Genomic DNA, 19704 nt, shown 5'->3' on the forward strand with positions numbered 1-19704 from the left:
TCATTGTAGGCGATACTGACCGGATGACTGAACACGAAGTGGCCGCGATCCTTGGCGCGGAGGGCCCGTTCGCCCGTGAAGTACCGGGATTCGCGCCCCGCGAGGCCCAGCAGCACATGGCTGCTGCCGTGGCTGGAGCCATCGAGGAGCGCGATGTACTCATCGCCGAGGCCGGCACCGGCACCGGAAAAACCTTCGCCTACCTGGTTCCTGCGCTGGAATCGGGCCGTAAGGTCATTGTGTCAACCGGGACCAAGGCCCTGCAGGACCAGTTGTTCTTCCGCGACCTGCCGCGCGTGCACCACGTGCTGGGCAGTCGGGCGAAGGTGAGCCTGCTCAAGGGCCGCGCGAATTACCTGTGCCTGTATCGCCTGGACCAGTCCGTGCGCGAGGGCAACCCGGATCGCCAGCTGGCGAGCCAGCTTTCGGCCATCCGTGCCTGGTCGGCCCGCACCCGCCGTGGCGATCGCATGGAAATGGCGGATATCCCCGAGGATTCGCCGGTCTGGCCACGGGTGACGTCCACCCCGGAGAACTGCCTCGGTAGCGAATGCCGGTTCTTCGAGGACTGCCACGTGGTGAAGGCGCGGCGCGAGGCCATGGAGGCCGATCTCGTGGTGGTGAATCACCACCTGCTTATGGCCGACCTGGCCCTGAAGCAGGAGGGATTCGGCGAGATCCTGCCGGGCGCGGATGCGTTCATCCTGGATGAGGCTCATCAGATTCCCGAGCTGGCCGGCCAGTTCTTTTCACAGAGCATCGGCTCCCGCCAGCTGACCGACCTGGGCCAGGATGCGCTGGCCGAGGCGCAGGGCGTCACCGGCGCGACCAGCCAGTTGCTGGAGCCGGTGGAGGCCGTACAGGACCTGGTCAAACGCCTGCGCCTGGCCATGGACCCGCTGCCGTCCAAAGGCCCGTTCGGCGCCCTGGAACGGGACGGTGGCACCCATGCGCTGATCGGCGAGTTGCGTGATGTGGTCGCCGCCATGGCCGACCTGCTGGCTGGCCTGGGCGAGCGTTCGCGTGGCCTGGCCAACGTGCACGAGCGTGCCCAGATGCTCAGCTTGCGCCTCGATCGCATCGCGGAAGAGCATTCGGCGGCGGATGTGCGCTGGTACGAGACCTGGCCGCGCGGTTTCGCCCTGCACGCGACGCCGCTTGATCTCGCCTCACCCCTCCGGGCGATGCGCATGGCAACGAACGCGGCATGGATCCACACGTCGGCGACGCTCTCGATCGCCGGTGATTTCCAGCACTTCGCGCGCCAGCTGGGTCTCGAGAATCCGCGAACGCTGCATGTGGAGAGCCCGTTCGACTACGGGCGCCAGGCCCTGGCCTACCTGCCGAAGGATCTTCCCGATCCGTCCGCGCGCGACCACACGGACAAAGTCATTGCCGCCGTGCTTCCGGTGCTCGAGGCCTCGGATGGCCGGGCGTTCCTGCTGTTTACCTCGCACCGCGCACTGCGCCGCGCGGCGGAACTGCTGGAGGGGCGGGTGCCGTGGCCGCTGTTCGTCCAGGGCACCGCGCCGCGGCACCGGCTGCTGGAAGAGTTCCGGCACAGCGGCCGTGGCGTCCTCCTTGGCGCGGCTAGCTTCTGGGAAGGCGTCGATGTGGCGGGCGATGCATTGAGCGTGGTGGTGATCGACAAACTCCCCTTCGCCATGCCCGACGACCCCGTCCTCCAGGCGCGACTCGAGGCGCTGGAAGAATCCGGCATCAATCCGTTCATGGGCTGGCAGGTCCCCACCGCGGTCATCGCGCTGAAGCAGGGCGCCGGCCGCCTGATCCGCGATGTTCACGACCGCGGCGTCCTCGTGCTCTGCGACCCGCGTCTAACGACCAAAGGCTATGGCCGCCTGTTCCTCGCCAGCCTGCCACCCATGCCACGCACGCGCGAACTCGCCGACGTCACCGAGTTCTTCAAACCCCTATAACCGCCCACCCCGCACCCTGGGCGGCAAAACGGTAAGAGCGCGCTGCTACAAAGAGCTGGGTTTTGGCCGCTTGTGGCCTTGAATTGCCCCAATCGGCGCCCGGCATGCGCCTCTCACGGCGCGAGCATCCTCCCCACATTCGCGAGGGAGGATTCACCATGTTTCGCTGGACGCAATCGATTACCGCCAAGGTGCTCGGCATCGGCGTGCTTGCGCTGTTGATGTTGATACCGCTTAACCAGGCCGATGGCATCGTCCGCGAGCGTGAAGCCATGCGGACGACAGCCGTCGCGCGTGTCGCTGGCGGCTGGGGTGGTGCGCAGACCCTCGGCGGTTTCCTGCTGGCCGTGCCGGCCCGCGCCGAGGTGCATGACAGCAACGGCCGCATCGTCAGCGTGCAGGACAGCACGCACATCGTGCTTGCGGACGAGATGACCACCATCGCCGACCTGACCGTGGAGCGCCGCAGCAGCGGCATGTATGAGGTGCCTGTCTACACGAGTGACGTCACGATTCGCGGCCGCTTCCTGCCGGAAGACCTCGTGCGTGCGGGTGAGGAAAGCGGCACGATGTTGAGCGCGGGGAAAACGGAGCTACGCCTGCTGATCGCCGATACACGGGGCCTGCAGGGCATCACCGCGGCGACTGTCGATGGCCGTCCGATCCGCCTCGCGTCATCCGCGGCGACGATGGGCGGATACAGTGTGCTCACCGCGCCATTGCCCGTGGATCCCACGCGCACCACGCCGATCGACTTTGCCCTGACCTTGCGCATCGCCGGCACGGAAGCGTTCTCCGCGTTACCCCTGGCCCGTGCGAGCACGCTGCGCCTGCGTTCGTCCTGGGCCGATCCCAGTTTCGCCGGCGCCATGCTGCCGGGCCGCCGGTCGGTCACCGCGAAAGGCTTTGACGCCACCTGGCAGGTGATGGACCTCAACCGCTCGTACGGTCAGCACTGGGATGCGGCGAATGCCGACGTGAATAACCGCCTCGCCGCGTCCGCCTTTGGCGTGAAACTGGTGAAGCCGGGCAGCGTCTACCAGCAGAACGACCGTGCGGGAAAATATGGGCTGCTGTTCATCGCGCTGACCTTCGTGGCGTTCTTCCTGTTCGAAGTGCTGAAGGGGCTTCGTTTGCATCCGGTGCAATACCTGCTGGTCGGCGCGGCTATGGCCAGTTTCTACGTGCTTCTGCTGGCGCTCTCCGAGCAGATCGGCTTTGCCTCGGCCTACCTGGTTGCGGCGGCCACCGTGGTGTTCATCGTGGGCGGCTACGCGGCGGCGGCACTGCGGGCGCGAACCGCTGGCCTGGTGCTGGGCGGCGTGCTGGCCCTGGTTTACGCCATACTGTATGGCCTGATCGGCGCGGAACAGTACGCGCTGCTGATCGGCTCGGTGGTACTGGTCGTAGTCATCGCACTACTGATGTACCTGACGCGCCGTATCGATTGGTACGCCTACAACGTGCCGTTCACCAGCCCGACGGAAACGCCATGAACTTCCTCGCTATCGAAACCTCCACCGAAGCCTGTTCCGTCGCACTCGTCCACGGCGACGAGGTGATCGAACGTAGCGAGATCGCGCCGCGCAGGCATGCCGAACTGGTGTTGCCCATGGCGGATGCCCTGCTCGCCGAGGCGGGTCTCGCGCGCGGCGCGCTCAACGGCATCGCCGTGGGCCGCGGCCCGGGCGCCTTCACCGGTGTGCGCCTGGGCGTGTCGCTGGCCCAGGGCATGGCCATGGCACTGGATGTGCCCGTCGTCACCGTGTCGTCGCTGGAAGCGTTGGCGCTGGAGGCGCCGGAGGACGATGCGGCCATCCTCTCGATCATCGATGCGCGGATGGGCGAGATCTACGTCGCCGCATGGCGCCGCGAGGACGACGGCAACATAAGCCTGCTTGATCGCGAACGTGTCGATACCGCGGCCGCCTTGCTGCTACCCGAGGTCGCCGCCTGGCATGTGGTGGGCTCCGGCTGGGCTACCTACGAAGCCGTGGTGCGCGAGCGCATCCACGCACCGATCCGCTCGGCGGACGGTGCGCGTTTCCCGCAGGCACGGCACGTCGCCGAAGTCGCCGCGAAACGGTTCCGGCAGGGCGAAGCGGTCGCACCCGAACTCGCGCTGCCGGTCTACCTGCGCGACAAGGTCGCACTCACCCTGGTCGAACAAGGCAAGGCGTAACCCCGCTCTTTGTAGGAGCGCGCTTGCGCGCGATGGACCTTGCCGCAAGCCCGATCGCGCGCAAGCGCGCTCCTACGAGGGCAGGGTCAGGTCTGGCGGGACACCACGGTCGCTTCGATCACGGCGCAGACGTGCTCGAACGAGGCGTCGTCGAGCCACGGGCTATTGGTCACCGTGAGGGTGCGGGCGGCGAAATCGCGCGCGTGCGGTATGTCATCGCCGCCGGCCATCGTGCCGAGGTACGGGTAATCCGGCAGGGCATGCACGAACATCCGCGCGACGCCATGCCGCGAGGCCCATAGCCGCTGCAACGCGGCATCGCGCGTGGCCTCATCGGGCAGCAGCAACATCAGGTACGGCCACGTTCCGCCATCGTCCGTGAATACCTTCACCTCCGGAATCGAGGCCAGCGCGGGGAGACGTGCACGCGCCTGCGCGGTGGTCACGTCGATGAAGTGGGGCAGGCGGTGGAAGGCGCGTGCGCCGACGGCACGTCGCCAGCGACCCACGCGGTGGAGCGGGAAATCCACATCGAAATGCTCGCCTGCGGCGCCGAGCAGATCGCCGCGGCGTAGCGCGCGACGAAGCGGTTTGCCATAGGCCATGCCCAGGGCACGCGGCCGGTAGAACGCGGCATAGCCGGCGAGCTCCACCGTACGCCGTAACTCCCAGCCGGGGTGCCAGCCCGCGATACGGCGTGCCGCGCGGCGGAAGCTGTCGCGCAGCACTTCATCGTGGGCGACCAGCAGCCCACCTTCGAAAATGGAAAGACCCTTGCCCGCGGCCAGGCTATAGAAGCCGACATCGCCATGCGTGCCGGCGGCGCGCCCATCGAGGCGGGCGCCGAGCGCCTGCGCGGCATCTTCCACCACCCACGCGCCGACCGTGCGGGCTACGGCGGCGGCCGCCGCGACATCGGCGGTACGCCCGCCGAGATGCGTGGGCACGATGGCAAGCGTGCGTTCGTTGCAGGCCTCGGCGAGCCGCGCGGGATCCATGTCGAAATGCCCCGGTCGCAGGTCGACCAGCACAGGATCCAGCCCGGCGCGGCGGATCGCCAGCGGCACGAGCGGACAGGTAAACGCGGGGATGGCCACTTCGCGGCGGGTACGGGCATGGCTGGCGAGGCCGGTCAGGGCGACGGTCAGCGCCGCCGTGCCCGAACACTCCAGTTGTGCCTCGTCCATGCCCAGCCATTGGGCCGCCAGTGCGGTGAGCGGCGCGGGCACATCGCCGCCCATGTCGGCCATGCCCAGGGGCAACCCCGCCGTGGGCGGGGCCTCGCGCTCAGGCCGGAACCACATCGCGGGTACCCTCATCACCCTCGGCGAACGCCAGGCAGGCGATGCCCGCCACGATCGCTAGCGCGCCCAGTATCTGCGTGGGCGTGACCGGCTCGCTGAATACCCAGTAGGAAAGAATCATGACGCTCACCACTTCCATGTGTGAGGCGGCGAACGCCGGGCCGACCGGTGCGTGCTTCAGCAGGCTCATCCAGGTAACGAACGCACCGAGGTAGCCGACGACCGCGCCATAGATCCATGGGTGCGAGAACACCCGCGCGAGCCACGCCGCGCTCAGTTCCACCGGTAGCGCATGGTTGCCCGCCAGCTTGAAGCACACGAGGTTCAAGGTGTCGAACGCGAGCAGCAACGTGAAGCCGATGAGGTAGAACCGTTTCATGTGCCGGCCCCCACGATGGCGACGCCCGCGGCCACCAGCAGGATGCCGGTGACGCGCATGGGGCTGAGCCGTTCGTGGAACAGGAAGCGCCCGGCGATCATGATGGCCACGATGTTGATCGAGCCCAACAGGACGCCTTTCGACAGTGGCACGAGCGAAAGAAACGCGATCCAGACCATGAATTCGACGACATAGCAGGCGATGCCGGCCCAGATCCACGGCCGCGCAAGCATGTATTTCCAGCGGGCAAGACCATCGCCTGCGCGTTCGTCGCTCGCGGCGGCCTTGAACGCGAGCTGGCCGCCCGTATCGAGCAACACGTTGGCGAGCCACAGCGAGAACACCAGGCCTTGCATGCTTACGCGGCCATCGGCGTGGAGCGCGCATCACGTGCGATGCGGGTGAAGAAATCCGCACTGCGGTCGATCAGCGTGCGCCGTTCACGGTCGATCGTGATCATGTGGTAGCTGTCGGCGAGCAAGAGCATCTCGACGGGGCCACGGACGCGGCGGGCCACCAGATCGGCATTCGCGGTGCTGGCGATATCGTCATCCGCCGCATGCGCGATGAAACACGGCGCCACCACATCCGGCAGGCGCCGGCGCACGTCGCGCGCCAGCCACCACATTTCCGCCAGCGCGTGCCAGGGGTTGCCCGGCAGGCCGGCCGCCTCGCTGTCGCCCGAGAACATCGCGGCGGTGACCTGCGCGCGCAGCCGCTCGTCACGAATGCCATAGGGTGGCTGCTCGAGGAAACTGCGCTTGCGGCCGATGCCCAGTCGCTTGAACATGGGGAGGACGAAGGAGAGATGTCGGCCCGTCCAGGGGATCGACCACCCATCGTGGCGGAAGGTCGCGCCAAACACGCCCACCCCATCGACCCAGTCGGGCCGCACGGCGGCCAGGCGCAGCGCGAGCACCGCGCCCATCGAAAGGCCGGCGACGAACAGGCGATCGACCTTGCCACGCAGTTGCTCGGCCGCGGCTTCCACGCTGGCGTACCAGTCCTGCCAGGTCGTGGCGAGCAGGTCATCCTCGCTACCGCAGTGGCCCGCCAGGCGCACGCCGACCACGGTGAAACCCGCGCGATTCAGGCCTTTGCCGACCATGCGCATTTCCGTCGGCGTACCGGTTAGGCCGTGGATCAGCAGGACGCCGTCGCGCCCGCCCTCGAACTGGAATTCCGTCGCTTCGCTCACGCCAGGGCCTCGCACCTTCGCTTTCTCATGGCTGGCATGCTCGCAAGCCGTGGTTTCAGCTAGCTTTCCGCGGGCTTAGCCCGGCGTGGGAAGGGCCGGAAGGCGTAGTTCCACACGCAGGCCGCCCAGGGCCGAGCGGCTGAACTGCACGCGTGCCGCGTGGCGCTCGGCAATGCTTTCGACGATGGCCAGGCCCAGTCCGGTGCCGTCCTCGTCGCCGCCCGGGACGCGGAAGAAGCGCTCGCCGAGCTGGTCGAGGAAGGCGTCGCCCACGCCGGGACCATCATCGTCCACGGCGAGCACGGCGTCGTCGGCATCGCAGGCCACCGAGACCGTCACGGTGCGGCCGCGGCCGGCGTAGTGGAAGGCGTTGTCGACCAGGTTATCGATCACCTCCTGCACCTGCAGGGCATCGCCACGGACCAGGCAGGCGCCATCCGCACCCTCATAGCCGAGATCCACGCCGAGCGCGAGGGCCTGGTGTACGCGCATACCCACGGCCTCGGGGACCACTTGCGAGAGGTCGATCACCGCCATGCCATCGTGGTCGGGCAGGTCGGGCGACTGGGTGCGGGTAAGGGCGAGAAGTTGTGCCGAGGTGCGCGCAGCGCGGGCGGCCAGGCGGTGGATATGGGCGAGCGCATCCTGTTGCTGAACCGGGTCGGCGCCGCTCCCCACACGCTCGACGTGCAACTGGATGCCTGCAAGTGGCGTGCGCAACTGGTGGGCCGCATCGGCGATGAAGCGCTCCTGCAAGCCCAGCATGTTGCGCATGCGCGCGAACAGGTCATCGATGGTGCGGGTGAGCGGCAGGATCTCGACCGGCACGTCTTCCTCGCCGATCGGGCCCAGGTCGTGCCCGCGGCGGCCAAGCCGTGTGGTGAGTGGCTCGAGCACGCCAAGGCCGTGGCTCACCCCGAACCAGACCAGCAAGAGTACGGCGACGATCAGCAGCGCTTGCATGGGCAGCGTCAGCAGCAGGATTTCGCGTGCGCGCTGATGACGATCGCGCAGGTTCTCGGCCACCTTGATCGTGATCGTATCGCCTGCGTCGTGCCGGTTGGCTACGCGCATGACCGCGGCGCGCAGCGCCTTGTGGCCCAGGTCGGTGTCGTAGAGGAACGGCGGCGCATCCACATCGACCGGCCGGGTGCTCGGTACGGCGAGTTCGGCATTGCCGATGATCAGACCGTGCCGGTCGCTGATCACTTCGTAATAATTGCGCCCGTCGGGGTCGTATTCGAGCAGGAAACGGGCCTGTGCGGTCAGTTCACCGTGCAGGGCGTCGCTACCGATCATTTCCGCCAGCGTGAGCGCCGAGTCGGAGAGGTCCGAATCGTGCACGCGGTTGGAGTAGGCAAGGGCGATGAAATAGCCCACCACCGCGTCGACCAGCAAGACGCCGAGCACGGGCACGAGCAGGAAGGTAAGCAGACGCCGGCGCAGGCTGGGGCGCGCGGGGCGCCGCGCTGCGTGGCGTCGTTCAGGCATCTACGGATTCTTCGAGCAGGTAGCCCAGGCCGCGGATGGTGCGCACATTGGTACCCGACCCTTGCAGCTTCTTGCGCAGGCGGTGCAGGGCGATATCCAGGCCGTTGTCGGTCAGGTCCTCGTCCCAGTTGCATAGCGCTTCGACCAGCTGTGCACGGCTGGTGACCTTGTCGGCGCGCGTGGCCAGGGCTTCGATCAGGCCGAACTCGCGGGCGGTGAGGTCCAGTGGCGTCTCGCCGATCCATGCCCGGTGGCCGGGGATATCCAGGCGCAGGCGGCCGATGCGGAATTCCGGCGTGCCATGGCTGGTCCGGCGGCGGAGCAGGGCGCGCACCCGCGCCTCGAACTCGGCGAGTGCGAATGGTTTCACCAGGTAATCGTCGGCGCCCAGGTCGAGCACGCGCACGCGTTCCTTCAGGCCCTCGCGGGCGGTCACCACCAATACCGGCAGGCTGGCCCCGCGCTTGCGCGCGCGGCTCAGTACGTCACTGCCATCGAGCTGGGGCAGGCCCAGGTCGAGCACGAGCAGGTCGTAGTCGTGGTCGCGCAGCGCGTTGTCGGCGCTCGCACCATCGGCAACGTGGTCAACGGCGTGACCACCTTGCTGCAGGGCCGAGCGCACGGCGGCGGCGATAGAGGCGTCGTCTTCGGCGAGGAGTATGCGCATGGGGGACAAGCATACGCTCCGTATTGGGGTGCTCGCATGCTGTCGCGGCAGGCTTTCCCGGTCCTTTCTTCCAATTGCGAACGATTCGCATTGCGGATACCATCTAGCGGTTACCTATACCGCCACAGGGACCGGACAACGCATGCGCGACCCCGTCGACCGGACACGCCGCGCGTTCTGGCTGAAACACCTGCACCGCTGGCACTGGATCAGCTCCGCCGTGTCGCTGGTGGTGCTGTTCCTGTTCTCGGCCACCGGCTTCACCCTGAATCATGCCGCCCAGATCGAGGCGACGCCGCGCGTGGAGCGCCACGCTACGACCCTGGCACCCGCCCTGCTGAAACGCCTGGTCGATCCGGGCCGGAAATCGGCGCCGGTGGACGCCGCCGTGGCGGAGGCGATCCACAACCAGACCGGCGCGGATATCGCCGGGCGCGATGGCGACTGGAGCGCGGACGAGGTGTATGTCTCACTGCCGCGACCTGGCGGGGATGCGTGGGTAAGCATCGATCGCGAATCCGGTGAGGTGCAGTACGAAGCCACCGATCGCGGCTGGCTTGCGTGGTTCAACGACCTGCATAAGGGGCGCAACACCGGTGCGGTGTGGCGCTGGTTCATCGATGTGTTCGCCCTGGCCTGCGTGGTCTTCGCGGCCACCGGCTTGCTGCTGCTCAAGATGCATGCGAGCCAGCGCGGCATGACCTGGCCGCTCGTGGCACTGGGTTTCGTGCTGCCGCTCGTGCTCGCCCTGCTTTTCATTCACTGACCCCAAGGATCGCCATGCGCAGGCTGCTTCCCGTCGCCCTCTGTTTCCTCGTCACCCCGGTGGCTGCGGCCGACATGAACCTCACCGTTGAGATCCCCACGCTGAAGGTTGCCGAGTACCACCGGCCTTACGTCGCGGTATGGATCGAACGCGAAGATCACAGCGTGGCGGCAAACCTGGCCGTCTGGTACGACGTGAAGAAGGCCAGCGGCGAAGGCACCAAGTGGTTGAAGGACATGCGCCAGTGGTGGCGCCGCACCGGCCGCGACCAGAGCATGCCGATCGATGGCGTGTCGGGCGCCACGCGTCCTGCAGGGCAGCACCAGCTTCGCTTCACCGATGGCAAGGCTCCGCTGGGCACGCTTGCCCCGGGCCATTACGAACTGATCGTCGAGGCTGCCCGTGAAGTGGGCGGCCACGAGACGCAGCGCATCGCGTTCGACTGGCCGGCGAAGGCGCCCGTGCATCTTGCCGCCAAGGGCACGGACGAACTCGGCCAGATCACCCTCGACCTTAATCCCTGACAGGAGCCACTTCATGAAGCACACGTTTGTTCGCGCCGCGCTCGCCGCCGCCGCCATGGTCCTGCCGTTCGCCGCGCAGGCGCACAAGATGTGGATTGTCCCGTCGGCCACCGTGGTTTCCAGCGATGACGCGCTGGTCACCGTCGATGCGGCAGTCTCCAACGACCTGTACTACCCCGACCACTTCCCCGCCCAGCTCGATAACCTGACGATCACGGCGCCGGACGGCAGCCAGGTGAAGCCAGAGAATCCCTGGACCGGCAAGGTCCGCAGCGCGTTCGACCTGCCGGTGCCGCAGAAAGGCACCTACCGCATCGCCCTGGTGAACCAGGGTCTGTTCGCGAACTACGAAGTGGATGGCCAGAAGAAGCGCTGGCGCGGCAAGCCGGACGAAATGAAGGCAGGCATCCCCGCCAATGCGAAGAACGTGCAGGTCAGCGAAATGGCCTCGCGCGTGGAAACCTTCGTGACCCAGGGCAAGCCCGGTGGCGATGCGCTGAAGCCAACCGGCAAGGGCCTCGAGCTCGTTCCGGTGACCCAGCCGAACGACATGGTCACGGGTGAGAAAGCGACGTTCCAGTTGCTGCTCGATGGCAAGCCGGCCGCGGACCTGAAGGTCACCGCGATCGCCGGCGCCACTCGCTACCGCAACACGCAGGATGAGCAGGACACACAGACCGACAAGGAGGGTCGCTTCAGCTTCACGTTCGCGAACGCCGGCATGTACTGGGTCAACGCCAGTACGGAAGACACCAAAACCACGGTGAAAGAAGCGAAGCAGCGCCGGGTCGCCTACACCGCCACCCTCGAAGTCCTCCCCCAATGAGCCTGGCCCCCTGTAGGAGCGTGCTTGCACGCGATGGATCTCGCCGCACGCCCCATCGCCCCCCAGCGCGCTCCTACAGGGGGGCCTGCATGCTGCTGTGGTTTGTCTGTTTGACCGCCACGGCTACCGACGTACGCCGTTTTGAAGGCGAGACGATGGGCACCACCTGGTCGGTGAATGCCGTGTTGCCGCCTAAGGCCGACGATGCCGCGATCGAGCGTGGCATTCAGACCGAGGTGGACCGCGTCGTGGCCCAGATGAGCACGTACGAGGCAGACTCGGACCTGAGTCGCTTCAACCGTGCGCCCGCGGGAACGTGGCAACCGTTACCGCCGGAGTTTTACCAGGTGCTTCGCTATGCCTTGGCCCTGGCGAAAGATTCCGGCGGTGCGTATGACCCCACGGTCGGTCCGCTGGTGAACCTGTGGGGCTTTGGGCCTGACAAACGTCCGCACGATGCGCCCGATGCCGCAGCCCTCGCTGCGGCAAGTGCACGCGTAGGCTGGCAACGGATCAAACTGGATGACAAGACACGCGCCGCGTTCCAGCCAGGTGGCGTGTATGTGGATCTGTCCTCGGTCGCGAAAGGCTTTGGTGTTGACCAGGTCGCGCGTTTCCTCGACGGGCAGGGCGTGCACGCCTACCTGGTCGAAGTGGGCGGCGAGCTGCGTGCGCACGGTCGCAAGCCGGATGGCACGCCATGGCACGTTGGGATCGAGCGTCCTGGCGTGGCATCCGCCGCCGTGGATAACGTGGACGAAGTGGGTCGCATCGTTTCGCTGGATGACCAGGCGATTGCCACTTCCGGTGACTACCGCCACTTCTTCGAGTCGGGTGGCACGTTTTACTCGCATCACATCGACCCGCGCACCGGCTACCCGGTGGCGCACAAAGTCGCATCGGTGAGCATTCTTGCGAAGGACTGCATGCACGCGGATTCGCTGGGTACGACGTTGACTGTGCTCGGTCCGGATGAGGGTATGGCGTACGCGAAGCAGCATGGGATCGCCGTATTGTTCGTGCTCTATGCTGGTGACGGCACGTTTGAGGAACGTGCGTCACCGGCGTTCGCGGCAGCGGTGAAATGAAGAGTGCCACCGGGCAGCTGGTGACCGGCGCGCTGCTGGTCCTCGCCGCCGTCCTGGCCGCGCGATGGCATGATTTTTCGGGCGTGCACATGGGCTCGGCTTCCCATGCGGCGGTGGCCGGAGCCGCGTTCACCGCGTGGGCTGCCTGGGCCGCTGTCACGGCATGGCCGCGGCGGCGCGATGACGAATCCCATGACGTAACCAGCATCCTTGTCGTGCACGCGTCGCAGACGGGTTTCGCCACGGAACTCGCGGAGCGGACGGTGGCGGTGTTGCGCCAAGGTGGCGTGGGCGTCGACCTGCGCGATATCGCTTCGCTTACCGCCGACGCACTAAGCGCCGCCCGGCGCGTCCTGTTCATCGCCAGCACGACGGGCGAAGGTGATGCACCGGACATCGCGACCCTGTTCCAGCGCCAGGTGATGCGTACCTCACCTGACCTGCATCACCTGGCTTATGCCGTGCTGGCGCTGGGCGATCGTGATTACGAGGACTTCTGTGCGTTCGGCCGCGATCTCGATCGCTGGCTGCGCGAGCATGGCGCGACGCCCTGGTTTGACCGGGTCGACGTCGACAACGGTGACGAAGGTGCGCTGCGCCACTGGCAGCGCCAGGTCACCCAGTTGGCCGGCGCGACGGAACAGGCGGACTGGAGCCGGCCGGCGTACCAGCCCTGGCACCTGCGCGAGCGCCGCCTCCTCAATGCAGGGAGTGCTGGCGGGCCGTGCTTCCATGTGGCACTCGTGCCACGCGATCCGGCTCACCTGCGCTGGGAGGCAGGTGACGTGGTGGAGGTGGGCCCACGCCGTGCACGCGGCGACGAAGCGCTACTTTCCCACCGCGAATACTCGATTGCATCGATGCCAGCGGATGGTTCGTTGCATTTGGTGGTACGCCAGCATCGCGGCGACGATGGCGCGCTCGGCGGCGGCTCGGGCTGGCTCACCGAGGTCGCCGACGAGGGCGACGCTATCGACTTGCGCGTGCGCCGCAATGCAGGATTTCACGCGCCAATGGATGCCCGGCCCGTGCTCCTGGTCGGCAATGGCACCGGCATCGCCGGGTTGCGCGCCTTGCTGAAATCCCGGATAGGCCACGGCCGCCACCGTAACTGGCTGGTGTTTGGTGAACGTCATGAACAGGTGGACCGCCTGCACGTCGATGAACTCGAACAATGGCGCGATGCGGGTGAGCTGGAGCGCCTGGACCTGGTGTGGTCGCGCGAAGCCCGCGGTCCGCGTTACGTCCAGGATCGCCTGCGCGCCGCGGCGGATGCCGTACGCCGCTTCGTGGCCGACGGTGCGGCCATCTACGTCTGTGGCAGCCTGGCGGGCATGGCGCCGGGTGTGGATGCCGCCCTGCGCGAGATCCTGGGCGATCACGCGGTGGAAGAACTCGCCGCGGCGGGTCGATACCGCCGCGACGTGTACTAGCCGCGCCTCAGCGCGGTGGCTGGCGCGGACTGCGGGGGCGGCGCAGGCGGCGCAGCAACAGCCATGTCGCCGTGATCGGTCCGGACAACGCGTAGATCACGAGGTAGGCATACACCGACCAGGGTGAAGCCCAGATCGAACCGACGACGAACACGGCGCCAATAACGACGGTCGTGGCGTTGAGGCGCAGCTTGAGCGACTTGCTGCTCAGGTAACGGAACGGGCTGATCATGGAGGCCGCCAGCACGAACAGCATCGCATTGATCACATGCTGCATGGTTTCCGGTGGCCATGTCGCGCCGCTGTAGCGACCGATCACGATGAGCAGCACGACGAGCGAGGCGGCCGACGGTGTATTCAGGCCCAGGAAGATCGACTTGTCTTTCTGCACGTTGAACATCGCCAGGCGCATGACCGCACAGGCGCAGAACGCGATCTGCGCGGGCAGGAATACCTCGGCGCCGATCGAACGCAGATAGACATCGGCCACCACCACCGGGGCCACGCCAAAGGCGATCGCATCGGAGAGACTATCCAGCTGCGTGCCGAGGTCGCTGGACTTCCCCGTCTTGCGTGCGACGAAGCCATCGGCGCCATCGCATACCAGGCAGGCGATGAACAACGTGCCCAGGAAGGCGAGCTGCCCTGAGAGGGCGCGGCTGATGATGAGGATGGCGCAGGTTAGCGAGCACAGCGTGATGAAGTTCGCCGCCGTGACCAGGTTCTCGTAAGGGGCGCGTAGCTTCAGTTGCATGGTTTGACCACCTGTAGGCGGACCTTGTCTGCGTGGATGCCATCAAAGCGCAGTGCCGTGAGATCGGCGATCCGTGCGACATCGCCAGGCACTTCGAACGAATGCTCACCAGCGATCGCGATCACGCGTGCACCTGCGGCGAGCCCGGCATCGATACCGGCTTTTGCATCTTCGAACACCAGGCAATCCGATGCGGGCGCGCCCATGCGTGCCGCGCCAAGCAGATAGGCTTCGGGATCCGGCTTGCCGAGCGTGACGACCTCGCCCGTGACCATGCGCGGTGGCGGCACGATACCGGCCGCGCCGAGCCGCGCTTTCGCGAGCACGGTGTCGGCCGAGGTCACGATGGTCCAGCGTTCGGGCGGCAGGGCGGCGAGGAGCGCGAGGGCGCCGGGGATCGGCACGATGCCCTCCACGTCTTCCACCTCCTCGCGATACAGGCGCTCGTAGACGGCGTCGACATCCTGGCCGGCCATCGGCGCGAATTCCTTGATCGAGTCGTACATGCGCACGCCGTGCAGGCGCGGCAATACGACGTGCCAATCCAGGCCGACCTCATCGCACCAGCGCTTCCAGATTTTCTCGACGACGACGCGCGAATCGATCAGCGTGCCGTCCATGTCGAAGAGCAGGGCCTGGGCCTCAATGGCCTGGCCAGGTTCGAGCCGCATGTTGCCTCCGGGTGAATCGCAAGGGCTACCGCATGCCGCGGTAAGCCCCTCACGATACCGGAGCGCGGCTCGCCCGTCAGTCGGCGCGGACCAGGGCGTGCTTGCGCATGGCTTCCGCGATCACGGCTTCCACCTGCTCGTTCGCCTTGCGCGCTTGCTCGGCGATGGCGCGGTTCCATTCCGCCTCGGTGCGTCCATGCATGGCGCGCTCGCGGGCAACCTCGCCCATCTGCCGGCCGATTTCTCCCTGTTCACGGCCGATTTCGCTATGCGCCTGCGCGTAGGCGGGGTCGCCTGCATGGCCGGAACGACTCTCGGTGACTGCCAGTTCGGACTGCCGTTCCGAGAGCTTGGCCATCTGCTCACTCAGCGCGGCCTGGCGCTGGTCGAGCTCAGCGGCGCGCTTCGGATCGATCGCTTGCTGCAGCGGCGCCGGGCCCCCCTTGAAACTCTTCTGGTAGATGTCGCGGATACGGGCCAGGTAGGCCGGGTCACGCAGGATCCAGCGGCCATCCTGGTTAGCGATGGTGATATAGCCGTCGTTTTCATCGATCGACTGGAACCGACCTGGGCCGTGATCATTCACCGTGGTGTACGTCGTGTGCAGGTGCTCGCCTGGGGGAGTCGGCGGTGCGGGAGGGGCCTTCGGTGCGACCGGCGCCTGCGGGGCCGGCGGTGCGGGGGGTGTGGGCGGCACCGCGAGCATGGCAACGGTGCCCGGCATCGTCTTCTTGTCGATGATGATGGCGGTGGCTGGCGCGGCTGCCGCTGACGGTTCGGCGGCGGCGCTCGGTTCCGCGACCGCCGCGGGCTCCGCATCCATGGCGGGTTCGGCTGCCGCTACCGCCACTGCCGCGTTCGCGGCACGGGCGGGCTTCGCTGTGGGGGCCGGTGCGGCGGCTGGCACGTTCATGGGTGTATCCACCTGCGATGCAGCGGCGACAACGCGCCAGGGCAAGGCGGCGGCGAGGGCAAGCGAAGCGACGAGGAGCGTGGTGACGACGCGCGGGCGCGCGTCCTGCGACTGGCCAAGCATGTCGAGTCTCCTTTTCAGGATGCGGAAGGTGGGTGACGCACCGGGCAGCGCATGGTGCGGATGCGGGGTGACGCCAAGACGGAGCAGCAGGCGCCCATAGGTGCCGGGTGCAAGGCGGCCACGGTCAACCGCGAGCGCATCGCACGCGGCCTCGCGGCACAGGGCGTATTCGCGGACGGCGACGTGCGCCATCGGGTGGAAGAAAAACAGGGTACGGGCAAGGGCCGGGATGCCACCGAGGAGCAGGTCGCCGCGGCGCACGTGGGCGAGTTCGTGCATCAAGGCCATTTCGCGCTCGTCGTCGCCGAAGCTGTCGTCCAATGGCAACAGGATCGTCGGGCGCAGCAGGCCTACCACCTGGGGCGAATCCACTTCGGCGGAAACGGCGAGGCGGGGCGAGCGGCGCAGGCCGAGGCCCCGGGCGCGCTGGGCACACAAGGTTTCCAGGCGGACATCGTCGTGCGGCAGCGCGCGGGCGACCACGCCAGCGATGCGCCGCCAGCGCACGATACCGACGACGAGCTGCACGGCAACCATCAGCGCCCACGCAGCGAGCAGGGCACTGCCCCACGACCATGCCCAGGTGACGGCCGGATCCAGTGATGGCATGTCGGTCACGGTCATCACGACCGGCATCGTGGGATCGCCTGAAACGATCGTCGTGGCGGCAGGGGCCGGCAGCCATGGCAGCTCAATGGTGCCGGGGATGCATAACCCCACGACCATCTGCGCGCCCACCAGCCACCACATCCACGACCGCGTGGCGGCGCTTAGCGAGGGAAGGAATCGGCACAGGACCCAGATGAACCCGGCGAACAGCAGGGTCTGCAACGAGGCGGCGGCGAGCCGGGTAAACAGCGTATCGAGGAAGGCATCCATGGTCAGCGGCCCTTTCGCTTGGATTGCAGTTGCCCGACGAGGGCTTCGAGTTCAGCGAGCTCGCTATCGCTCACCTGGCCGCGTTCGGCCATCCAGGCGACGAACGGCGAGACCGAGCCTTGCAGCGTCCGTTCTACGAACCGGGCGACGGCACCGGTCATCACTTCGCCGGACTCGCTGGTCACGCTGTAGCGGAACGCACCTTCGGCCTTGCGCCGGGCGAGATAACCCTTCGCCCGCAGGCGTTCCATCATGGTCAGCACCGTGGAGCGCGCGAGCCCGCGCCCTTCGCCATAGCCGGCACACACCTCGGCGACCGAACTCTTCGGCACATCCTCGATGTATTGCAGCAAGGCGAGCTCCTGGTCGCCAATCGTCTTCTTCGCCATGACCCCACCTTCCTGACTACAGATGTAGGCAGGATGCGCCTGACGACAAGTGTAGTCAACCCCTTCTACGACGGGCGTGGGCGACGAACCAAAAAAAAGCCCCCGCCAAAAGGCAGGGGCTTTCGGGTACCTCGTCGATCCGCGGTGGCGTCAGGCCACCGCGAGAGATCAGGCGGCGGCGTCCTTGAGCTTCTTGAGCGGACGGACCTTGACCTTGACCGAGGCGGGCTTCGCGGCGAACCAGCGCTCTTCACCCGTGAACGGATCCTTGCCCTTGCGCTTCGGCTTGGCAGCCACGGCAACGGAGGTGATCTTCAGCAGGCCCGGCAGCGTGAACGTGCCAGCACCCTTCTTGTGGACCGAAGCGCTGATCGCGGCTTCGAGCGCGGCCATGACGGCCTTGACGCTCTTCGAATCCACACCGCTCTGCTCGACGATGTGCGAGACGAGCGACGACTTCGACAGTGCATCCTTGATCGGCTTCAGCACTGCGGGTGCCTTAGCAGCCTTTGCAGCCTTGGCGGGAGCCTTGGCGGGAGCCTTGGCAGCGGCCTTTTTTGCCGCCGTTTTTTTGGTCGTGGCCATGATATTCCTTGTCACTTAGATCGAAAGAGGCGGCCCTTGAAGGCCGGTGCCCAGCGGGCGACTCACTCTAGCGTTGCTTTCGTCCGCTGAAAATAGGGTCGGCGAAGATTTTTCGCATCCGATGCACCTTTTTTTCAGGGTTCGCGTGACGCGCTGCGGAAAATCTGCCGATAGCGCCATCTCCTGGCCCTATTTGCCATGACTTCTGGCAAGGGGTGCCGGGTGGCCGCGCGCGGGAGCCGGCCAACGCATGCAAGGCGCGGGCGCGCGTTCTCTGGCACGATGTAGGTGAAGGAAAACGCGGCTCATGACACGCCCGCTTTAACAGTCCGTTGGTTACCTTAGGCTTATGTCCCCATTGATCGACAGCCACGGCCGTACCAAGCGCAAGTTACGGATCTCATTGACGGATCGCTGTAACTTTCGTTGCACGTACTGCATGCCGGAACATCCGGACTGGCTCCCGCGCAAGAGCCTGCTGGAGCGGGATGAAATCGCGCGCCTGGCCCGGCTGTTCGTGGCGCAGGGTATCGACCAGATCCGCCTGACCGGTGGCGAGCCGCTGTTACGCCGCGACCTGGTCGAGTGCATTCGTGCGATTGACGCACTGCGCGAACACGGCCTGCGCCGGCTATCGATGACCACCAACGCCTCGCGCATCGCGCCGGTGGCCGCCACGCTGGTGGCCGCCGGCATCGATGACTTCAACGTCAGCCTGGATGCGGTCGATGCGGCGGTGTTCCAGCGGCTGACCAAGCGTGAGATCGCGCCGGTACTCGATGGCATCCAGGCCCTCGCGGACGCCGGTGCTTCGGTCAAGCTCAACGCGGTGGTCGTGCGCGGCGATAACGAGGGTGAGGTGGTGCCCTTGCTCGAATGGGCCATGGCACGCGGCCTGCCATTGCGTTTCATCGAGTACATGCCGTTGGATGCGCCCGGCCACTGGCGCCGCGATGCCGTGGTGAGTGAGGCCGAGATGCTCGCGGCCATATCTGCACGCCATAGCGTGGAAAGCCTGCCACGTGAAAGTGACCCAGCCTCGCCCTATCGCGTGGACGGCCACTACCCCCTGGGCATTATTTCAACGGTATCGCACCCGTTTTGCGCCACCTGCGATCGGCTGCGCATCACCGCGACCGGCGAACTGTTCACGTGCCTGTTCTCGCCGGTGGGCACCCCGTTGGGTGCGCGCATGCGCGAGGGCGCGGATGACGAAACGCTTGGCGCAACGGTTCGCAGGGCGGTCTGGCTGAAGGATGCCGGTTATGCGGCTCGCCCCGGCCCGGTGGAACGAACGATCACCATGCACGCGATGGGCGGCTGATCTCGCCTGAGAGACTCTTATGGACCCGATTGTTTTTGAACTTTATGCCAACCTCGAACGGCTGGCCGGTACGCGCGAACTTACCGTGCCTGCACATGGAAGCGTGAGCACCGTGGGCGATGCGGTCACGCTTTTGGCCGGTGCCCGCCCTGAGCTGGCTGGATCGCTCGAGCGCTGTGCCTGCGTCTCCGGCGACACGATCGTCCGCCGGGCGGATCCCTTGCCGGCGGATCGGCGCATTGCGCTGCTGCCGCCGGTGGCGGGAGGCTGA

21 protein-coding genes are annotated in these 19704 nt (G+C 66.8%); 10 read left to right on the forward strand and 11 right to left on the reverse strand.

The window, feature by feature from the left end:
• The first annotated feature begins 23 nt into the window (after nucleotides 1-23).
• From VGN46_RS17590 to tsaB, 3 genes are all read left to right on the forward strand, one after another.
• Entirely contained in the window at nucleotides 24-1937 is a 1914-nt protein-coding gene (locus VGN46_RS17590; protein WP_331645603.1) for an ATP-dependent DNA helicase, read from the forward strand.
• 158 nt (nucleotides 1938-2095) lie between these two features.
• Nucleotides 2096-3433 (forward strand): cell envelope integrity protein CreD, encoded by a 1338-nt coding sequence (creD, locus tag VGN46_RS17595; RefSeq protein WP_331645604.1) that lies wholly within the window; start codon nucleotides 2096-2098, stop codon nucleotides 3431-3433.
• Complete coding sequence (tsaB, locus tag VGN46_RS17600; protein WP_331645606.1) at nucleotides 3430-4119, forward strand: tRNA (adenosine(37)-N6)-threonylcarbamoyltransferase complex dimerization subunit type 1 TsaB; 690 nt, start codon at nucleotides 3430-3432, stop codon at nucleotides 4117-4119. The genes creD and tsaB overlap by 4 nt, the downstream gene beginning before the upstream one ends.
• Nucleotides 4120-4205: 86 nt before the next feature.
• On the opposite strand, the gene VGN46_RS17605 is transcribed toward tsaB, so the two are convergent.
• From VGN46_RS17605 to VGN46_RS17630, 6 genes are all read right to left on the reverse strand, one after another.
• The gene (locus VGN46_RS17605; protein ID WP_331645608.1) at nucleotides 4206-5423 is read right to left on the reverse strand and encodes a DegT/DnrJ/EryC1/StrS family aminotransferase; all 1218 of its coding nucleotides are present in this window, start codon (nucleotides 5421-5423) and stop codon (nucleotides 4206-4208) included.
• Complete coding sequence (locus VGN46_RS17610) at nucleotides 5407-5802, reverse strand: DMT family transporter (protein WP_331645610.1); 396 nt, start codon at nucleotides 5800-5802, stop codon at nucleotides 5407-5409. The genes VGN46_RS17605 and VGN46_RS17610 overlap by 17 nt, the downstream gene beginning before the upstream one ends.
• The gene (locus VGN46_RS17615) at nucleotides 5799-6158 is read right to left on the reverse strand and encodes an EamA family transporter (RefSeq protein WP_331645612.1); all 360 of its coding nucleotides are present in this window, start codon (nucleotides 6156-6158) and stop codon (nucleotides 5799-5801) included. The genes VGN46_RS17610 and VGN46_RS17615 overlap by 4 nt, the downstream gene beginning before the upstream one ends.
• A 2-nt stretch (nucleotides 6159-6160) precedes the next feature.
• Entirely contained in the window at nucleotides 6161-7000 is an 840-nt protein-coding gene (locus tag VGN46_RS17620; protein ID WP_331645614.1) for an alpha/beta hydrolase, read from the reverse strand.
• Nucleotides 7001-7075: 75 nt separating this feature from the next.
• On the reverse strand, nucleotides 7076-8491 hold the full coding sequence (locus VGN46_RS17625) for a sensor histidine kinase (RefSeq protein WP_331645617.1): 1416 nt from the start codon (nucleotides 8489-8491) through the stop codon (nucleotides 7076-7078).
• Nucleotides 8484-9158, reverse strand: a complete 675-nt coding sequence (locus VGN46_RS17630) for a response regulator transcription factor (protein ID WP_331645619.1) — start codon at nucleotides 9156-9158, stop codon at nucleotides 8484-8486. Before VGN46_RS17630 ends, VGN46_RS17625 begins: the two co-directional genes overlap by 8 nt.
• Nucleotides 9159-9300: 142 nt before the next feature.
• Between VGN46_RS17630 and VGN46_RS17635 the strand changes: the two genes are divergently transcribed.
• From VGN46_RS17635 to VGN46_RS17655, 5 genes are all read left to right on the forward strand, one after another.
• The gene (locus VGN46_RS17635; RefSeq protein WP_331645621.1) at nucleotides 9301-9924 is read left to right on the forward strand and encodes a PepSY-associated TM helix domain-containing protein; all 624 of its coding nucleotides are present in this window, start codon (nucleotides 9301-9303) and stop codon (nucleotides 9922-9924) included.
• A 14-nt stretch (nucleotides 9925-9938) separates the two neighbouring features.
• A complete protein-coding gene (locus tag VGN46_RS17640; RefSeq protein ID WP_331645623.1) occupies nucleotides 9939-10448 on the forward strand; it encodes a DUF2271 domain-containing protein in 510 nt (169 codons plus the stop codon).
• 13 nt (nucleotides 10449-10461) lie between these two features.
• Entirely contained in the window at nucleotides 10462-11274 is an 813-nt protein-coding gene (locus VGN46_RS17645; protein ID WP_331645625.1) for a DUF4198 domain-containing protein, read from the forward strand.
• 89 nt (nucleotides 11275-11363) lie between these two features.
• Entirely contained in the window at nucleotides 11364-12362 is a 999-nt protein-coding gene (locus tag VGN46_RS17650; protein ID WP_331645627.1) for an FAD:protein FMN transferase, read from the forward strand.
• On the forward strand, nucleotides 12359-13795 hold the full coding sequence (locus VGN46_RS17655) for a sulfite reductase subunit alpha (RefSeq protein WP_331645629.1): 1437 nt from the start codon (nucleotides 12359-12361) through the stop codon (nucleotides 13793-13795). Before VGN46_RS17650 ends, VGN46_RS17655 begins: the two co-directional genes overlap by 4 nt.
• Before the next feature lie 7 nt (nucleotides 13796-13802).
• On the opposite strand, the gene VGN46_RS17660 is transcribed toward VGN46_RS17655, so the two are convergent.
• The 5 genes from VGN46_RS17660 to VGN46_RS17680 all read right to left on the reverse strand — a co-directional run bounded on the left by VGN46_RS17660 (nucleotide 13803) and on the right by VGN46_RS17680 (nucleotide 18109).
• Entirely contained in the window at nucleotides 13803-14549 is a 747-nt protein-coding gene (locus tag VGN46_RS17660; protein ID WP_331645631.1) for a CDP-alcohol phosphatidyltransferase family protein, read from the reverse strand.
• Nucleotides 14540-15220, reverse strand: a complete 681-nt coding sequence (locus VGN46_RS17665; RefSeq protein ID WP_331645633.1) for an HAD-IA family hydrolase — start codon at nucleotides 15218-15220, stop codon at nucleotides 14540-14542. The genes VGN46_RS17660 and VGN46_RS17665 overlap by 10 nt, the downstream gene beginning before the upstream one ends.
• Nucleotides 15221-15296: 76 nt before the next feature.
• Nucleotides 15297-17135, reverse strand: a complete 1839-nt coding sequence (locus VGN46_RS17670) for a M56 family metallopeptidase (protein ID WP_331645635.1) — start codon at nucleotides 17133-17135, stop codon at nucleotides 15297-15299.
• A gap of 2 nt (nucleotides 17136-17137) precedes the next feature.
• Nucleotides 17138-17524, reverse strand: a complete 387-nt coding sequence (locus VGN46_RS17675) for a BlaI/MecI/CopY family transcriptional regulator (protein ID WP_331645636.1) — start codon at nucleotides 17522-17524, stop codon at nucleotides 17138-17140.
• Nucleotides 17525-17692: 168 nt separating this feature from the next.
• Nucleotides 17693-18109, reverse strand: a complete 417-nt coding sequence (locus VGN46_RS17680; RefSeq protein WP_331645638.1) for an HU family DNA-binding protein — start codon at nucleotides 18107-18109, stop codon at nucleotides 17693-17695.
• A gap of 349 nt (nucleotides 18110-18458) precedes the next feature.
• Here VGN46_RS17680 and moaA point away from each other — a divergent pair, with 349 nt between their 5' ends.
• Together moaA and VGN46_RS17690 are read left to right on the forward strand one after the other, a co-directional pair.
• Nucleotides 18459-19433, forward strand: coding sequence for a GTP 3',8-cyclase MoaA (gene moaA / locus VGN46_RS17685; RefSeq protein ID WP_331645640.1), 975 nt, complete (start codon nucleotides 18459-18461; stop codon nucleotides 19431-19433).
• Nucleotides 19434-19452: 19 nt separating this feature from the next.
• Nucleotides 19453-19704, forward strand: a complete 252-nt coding sequence (locus VGN46_RS17690) for a MoaD/ThiS family protein (protein WP_331645642.1) — start codon at nucleotides 19453-19455, stop codon at nucleotides 19702-19704.

This window comes from Luteibacter sp., assembly GCF_036500425.1.
Taxonomy (GTDB): domain Bacteria; phylum Pseudomonadota; class Gammaproteobacteria; order Xanthomonadales; family Rhodanobacteraceae; genus Luteibacter.

Bases quoted from the DNA above. Each gene is read 5' to 3' on its own strand.
- VGN46_RS17590 (WP_331645603.1), top strand. From the start codon at position 24: ATGACTGAACACGAAGTGGCCGCGATCCTTGGCGCGGAGGGCCCGTTC.
- creD (WP_331645604.1), top strand. From the start codon at position 2,096: ATGTTTCGCTGGACGCAATCGATTACCGCCAAGGTGCTCGGCATCGGC.
- tsaB (WP_331645606.1), top strand. From the start codon at position 3,430: ATGAACTTCCTCGCTATCGAAACCTCCACCGAAGCCTGTTCCGTCGCA.
- VGN46_RS17605 (WP_331645608.1), bottom strand. From the start codon at position 5,423: ATGTGGTTCCGGCCTGAGCGCGAGGCCCCGCCCACGGCGGGGTTGCCC.
- VGN46_RS17610 (WP_331645610.1), bottom strand. From the start codon at position 5,802: ATGAAACGGTTCTACCTCATCGGCTTCACGTTGCTGCTCGCGTTCGAC.
- VGN46_RS17615 (WP_331645612.1), bottom strand. From the start codon at position 6,158: ATGCAAGGCCTGGTGTTCTCGCTGTGGCTCGCCAACGTGTTGCTCGAT.
- VGN46_RS17625 (WP_331645617.1), bottom strand. From the start codon at position 8,491: ATGCCTGAACGACGCCACGCAGCGCGGCGCCCCGCGCGCCCCAGCCTG.
- VGN46_RS17630 (WP_331645619.1), bottom strand. From the start codon at position 9,158: ATGCGCATACTCCTCGCCGAAGACGACGCCTCTATCGCCGCCGCCGTG.
- VGN46_RS17635 (WP_331645621.1), top strand. From the start codon at position 9,301: ATGCGCGACCCCGTCGACCGGACACGCCGCGCGTTCTGGCTGAAACAC.
- VGN46_RS17640 (WP_331645623.1), top strand. From the start codon at position 9,939: ATGCGCAGGCTGCTTCCCGTCGCCCTCTGTTTCCTCGTCACCCCGGTG.
- VGN46_RS17645 (WP_331645625.1), top strand. From the start codon at position 10,462: ATGAAGCACACGTTTGTTCGCGCCGCGCTCGCCGCCGCCGCCATGGTC.
- VGN46_RS17650 (WP_331645627.1), top strand. From the start codon at position 11,364: ATGCTGCTGTGGTTTGTCTGTTTGACCGCCACGGCTACCGACGTACGC.
- VGN46_RS17655 (WP_331645629.1), top strand. From the start codon at position 12,359: ATGAAGAGTGCCACCGGGCAGCTGGTGACCGGCGCGCTGCTGGTCCTC.
- VGN46_RS17660 (WP_331645631.1), bottom strand. From the start codon at position 14,549: ATGCAACTGAAGCTACGCGCCCCTTACGAGAACCTGGTCACGGCGGCG.
- VGN46_RS17665 (WP_331645633.1), bottom strand. From the start codon at position 15,220: ATGCGGCTCGAACCTGGCCAGGCCATTGAGGCCCAGGCCCTGCTCTTC.
- VGN46_RS17670 (WP_331645635.1), bottom strand. From the start codon at position 17,135: ATGGATGCCTTCCTCGATACGCTGTTTACCCGGCTCGCCGCCGCCTCG.
- VGN46_RS17675 (WP_331645636.1), bottom strand. From the start codon at position 17,524: ATGGCGAAGAAGACGATTGGCGACCAGGAGCTCGCCTTGCTGCAATAC.
- VGN46_RS17680 (WP_331645638.1), bottom strand. From the start codon at position 18,109: ATGGCCACGACCAAAAAAACGGCGGCAAAAAAGGCCGCTGCCAAGGCT.
- moaA (WP_331645640.1), top strand. From the start codon at position 18,459: ATGTCCCCATTGATCGACAGCCACGGCCGTACCAAGCGCAAGTTACGG.
- VGN46_RS17690 (WP_331645642.1), top strand. From the start codon at position 19,453: ATGGACCCGATTGTTTTTGAACTTTATGCCAACCTCGAACGGCTGGCC.